Below are 4,518 nucleotides of genomic sequence, written 5' to 3'. Positions count from 1 at the left end.
TTTGGAAATGATTTGGAGGTCTCGCAACAATTCTTCAAAACTGGATTTCATGTAATGAACAAAAAATGAGAGAGGCCCACATCACCAGACGTGGAACGATCTTTTATTTGTTGATTTTCATTGAAAAAATCATCAACCATAAAATTGAACACAGCCAAAAAATTGAACACAGCCAAATTTTTCCGTTGTTGGGAGCGCCAACAGCTTCCCTTCGGAAAAAGCCAATAGGATCAATTGGTAGGAACGTATCTCAATCAGGTATGGCAGGCCAAGAGGAAAGGCTCAGAGTACATGGCTGTTTTCTTTCAGCAATATATTGAAAATATATATTTTCTCTGCTTTTTCCTCTGGTGGGCTCCGCGGTTGGGGGATTTTATTGGTTATTTCTTTGGAATTTCAAGGAATAAAGCATCAACCGTTTTCTATAATACAGCCATAGGAAAACGTCCGCATCCCCCGTGCCTGCCAAGGGGGACGGCGTTTTCCCAACAGATACGGTGAAGGATGCAGGAAAGCACGCCCTCATGCGGCGGGGCTAGTTTTCCCGGTATGCGCAACGAAGATGGCTCTGCCGATGATGCCGAAGCGCAGGGGATCCGGTATGCGCGGCGAAGGAGCAAAAGAGGAGAGGGGTTAGGCCGGAACTTGGCGAAAGGGCGGAACTATGGCAGAGTAGGGGGAAGAAACCCAAGAACCAAGAGGTGCTATGCGTACAATATCCTTCACTTTCGCCTCTTTTTGCCGTATCGCCGCCCTTGCCGTTTTGTCTTTTTCCCTAGCGGGCTGCGGGCTGATGGATTACGGCGGAGGGGGGTCCGGCACGCGGGGGACAAAGACGTACACGGTGCGGGGAAAAACCTACAGGCCCTACCTGTCGGCGGACGGGTATAGGGAAGATGGCATCGCTTCATGGTACGGCAGGGATTTCCACGGAAAAACCACGGCCAACGGCGAACGCTACAATATGTATGCGATGACCGCCGCGCACAAGCTGTTGCCGCTCGGTACCAAAGTGCGGGTCACGCATCTGAAGAACGGCAAATCCATCGTGGTGCGCGTCAACGACCGGGGGCCTTTCGTCGGGGATCGGATCATCGATCTTTCGTATGCGGGTGCCAAGGCATTGGGCATGATCGGCACGGGTACGGCGCGCGTCCGCGTGGAGGCGGTCGAAGCCTTCGGGGGGGCGTCCCCCGGCGATATGAACGGGAATTTCTACATCCAGATCGCCGCGTTGAGCAATCAGGCATCGGCTCAAAATCTTGTGCGGAACCTGCAAAACCGGAACCTCGGCGGGCGGACGTTCTACGCGCCTTCCCTGGGGCTCTGGCGTGTGCAGGCCGGGCCGTTCAGCTCGCTGAACCGCGCCGAGGATCTTTCGGATGAACTGGACAGGCAGTACCCCGGCAACTTTGTGGTTGCGGATTAAAAACGGAAAGGAAGGGGGCGGAACGGTTCCACCTTTCGCCGCGTTTTTCCGAGCGTTCCCTTCCGGCCTAGGCTGTGTCGTTAATTGGATATAATCTGTTGAAATTATTTAGCTGTTTTTAAGTTGTAAAAATAATAATTTCAAATAATTATATGTAACATGACGACACGGCCTAGGAGATGCCCCCAGCTTGGCCCATCCGAAGAAACGCTTACGGCGCATCCCTCAGTGCTCAGGGGATGTGGGTTGTGATGGTCGAATGCGCAGCCGCGGTCATGGCATCCCTTTCGGGCTTAGGATATGCGGGGCTCACGCCGCCCTAATAAAAGGCTCGACTGGGCCAGCCGGTTTTGGCGCGCAAGCCCTATGCCCTGGATGTTCCTCATGGCGGAAAGGGGCGGGGCGGAAGCATTCGCCTTTTCGATGGTTTTCTAAAAAATCATTTTAAGTTCATATAGTTGAATACAAATTCCTTTGAAAGCGTGAATGCCTCGCGGGGCGGAAGCCGTTGACAACGGCGTTTGTCTGCTGTATGTTCTTTTCCACGTAAAGGGGAGTAGCTGGGTTCTTGAGACCCGGGTAACGTCAACAGCATGGCTTTCAGCCTGGCGTTACCATCAAGCTTCGACTTGATGAGTGAGACCTTCACGGCACATGTTGCCGGAGGGTCTTTTTGTTTTCTCCGGCGACCAAACGCAACAAGGAGTAAAACATGATGTCCGCTCTTCTTCCCGTCCTGAGGGCGCGCGCCTGCGGAGGTTCCGATGGTCGTTGAACATTCCGTGACGGAAGTCGTCCTTTTCTGTGTCCTCATCATCGTCTGCCTGTGGTGCGACCTGCACGCGCATCAGGCGGACAAGCCCGTTTCCGCGCGTAACGCCGCCATCTGGAGCTGTATCTGGGTGGGCCTCGCGCTCGTCTTCGCGGGGTACATCGGCTACAGCTTCGGTTCTGAACAGGTGCAGCTCTTCCTGACCGGGTATCTGCTGGAAAAGTCGCTTTCAGTGGACAACCTGTTCGTCATCATGGCTATTTTCAGTTCGTTTGCGGTGAAGGACGCATTCCAGCACCGGGTTCTGTACTACGGCGTCCTCGGTGCGCTGGTTCTGCGCCTGATCTTCGTGGCGGCGGGCAGTTCCTTGGTGGCGATGTTCGGCCCCTACGCGCTGGCGAGCTTCGGCATCTTCGTGCTCTGGACGGCGTGGAAGATGTGGCAGTCCATGCACAGCGGCGAGAAGGAAGAAATCGTCGACTACTCCGAGCACTGGGCCGTCTGGTACACCAAGCGCTTCATCCCGGTGCACAACCAGCTCAGCGGCCACGACTTCTTCGTGAAGGCCCCCGATGCTTCCGGCAAGCTGATCTGGAAGGCCACGCCGCTGTTCCTGTGCCTGTTTGTGGTGGAAGTGTCCGACGTGATGTTCGCGTTCGACTCGGTTCCGGCCATCATCGCCGTCACGCACGATCCTTTCCTTGTCTATACCAGCAACGTGTTCGCCATCCTCGGCCTGCGCTCCATGTATTTCCTGCTTGCCGCCGGAAAGCGTTACCTGCGCCACCTGGAAAAGTCCGTGGTGATCATCCTTGCGTACATCGGCGTGAAGATGCTCTTGGACGTGGTGGGCATCGTGCATATTTCCCCGCTGATCAGCCTCGGCGTGGTCATCGGACTGCTGACCATAGGCATCCTTGCCTCGCTGCTGCCGGAAAAGCCCGCCAAGTAATTTCTCATGGATGGGTGGCGGCCGGCCGGGGTATGCTCCTTTACGTGGGCATACTCCGGCCCCCCTTTGGGGACATTGCATTTTGTGTGGAAAAGCGTATCCCTGTTTCCATTCTATAGTGCCGGAGGCACAGCCTTTCGGTGATTTTTCCAAGGTTGACGCGGGGAAGGACGATACGCTCGGAGCCGTTTCCCGGAAGTGGGAGCCTTGGTTTTCAATAAGGAGCGTTGGACGCATGAATCGTACAAGAACCCTGCTTATCATTGGGGTTTTTATGCTTTCTCTCGCCGTGCTCGCGGCGTTGGAATTCCGTGTTCAGGATGAACCCCCGAGCGAAGGCCAGATGGTGACGGGCTCCCTTTCCAAGGATATGCCCTCGCTTCCCAAACTGCCTTCTTTGGGCGGTTCGGAAAATAGGGGCGGAATTCTGGTTCCCCTCGACAACGGGACGCTGCGCGGCAGTACAGCCCCGCTTGATATGTCCGCGATCCCACCCGATGAGGAAACGCCTCCGGCCGGCAAGGATACGCCTGAAACGGCGGCTCCCGCAGCCGATCCCGCTCCCGCGGCGGAAACGCCCGCACCCGTTCCGATGGGTGAAATTGCGCCTGCGGATACGTTTATGGAAAAAACGGAACAGCCCGCAGCCGAGGAAAAGGCTCCCCAACAGGAGAAGAAGGCTGAGAAGGCCGTGGCGGAAGCGCCCGCCGAGAAGCCGCAGCCGAAGGCTTCCGAACCGAAGCGGGAAAAAGGGCAGCCGGGCGTGGTGGTGCTGACCACCAAGGCCCCCGCGAAGCTGGCGGCGGGGCAGACCGCGATCACAGCGACCCGACTTGAACTGGGCAAGAGTGTGGTTTTCCGCATGAGCGGCGCGGCCCCGATCAAGACCAAGACGCTCCTCCTCAAGGAGCCCAACCGCTATGTCGTGGATCTTCAGGGCAACTGGGGCATCGAGCTCCCGCGTGTGCCCAAGGATCTCTGGATTTCGGGCATCCGCATGGGGCACCATGAAGAGAGCACCCGCCTTGTATTTGAGTTGACCCGCGCCCCGGTGTCGGCCAAGGTCGTCAAAATCAACAACACGACCGTGGAAGTCCGCATTCAGTAACTTGCCGGATTCCAGAATACGTGGAAAGCCCTCCGCCGGACTTGCGGGGGGCTTTTTCGTTGTCCACATACCGTTGATAACGCGGCCTGTGGAAGATAAGCCCGAATGTTCTGGAAGGAGGGCCTCACTCAGCAACAAATTTTTGTGCCCTAACCAGCGTGAAAACACAGGAGAAACGGGTGTCTCCCGTCAAAAAAATCAGGAAAAAAATAAAAAGTCGTTGACAGGAGTCGCGCAGAGGTGCATAACCCGTTCTC

At 56.0% G+C, this 4,518-nt stretch carries 3 protein-coding genes; all 3 read left to right on the top strand.

Going from position 1 to position 4,518, the window contains the following annotated elements; translation table 11 throughout:
* Window positions 1-706 precede the first annotated feature (706 nt).
* Window positions 707-1,429, top strand: a complete 723-nt coding sequence (locus ACZM8Y_RS17755) for a septal ring lytic transglycosylase RlpA family protein (RefSeq protein ID WP_479859708.1) — start codon at window positions 707-709, stop codon at window positions 1,427-1,429.
* 764 nt (window positions 1,430-2,193) lie between these two features.
* Window positions 2,194-3,153, top strand: coding sequence for a TerC family protein (locus ACZM8Y_RS17750; RefSeq protein WP_482334730.1), 960 nt, complete (start codon window positions 2,194-2,196; stop codon window positions 3,151-3,153).
* A 235-nt stretch (window positions 3,154-3,388) separates the two neighbouring features.
* Window positions 3,389-4,261 carry an AMIN domain-containing protein gene (locus ACZM8Y_RS17745; RefSeq protein ID WP_482334728.1) on the top strand — a complete coding sequence of 291 codons (873 nt, stop codon included), beginning with the start codon at window positions 3,389-3,391 and terminating at the stop codon, window positions 4,259-4,261.
* The last annotated feature ends 257 nt before the right edge of the window (window positions 4,262-4,518 follow it).

The sequence above is a fragment of the Bilophila sp. genome (assembly GCF_057864385.1).
This window is presented reverse-complemented; position numbering and strand designations above follow the sequence as displayed.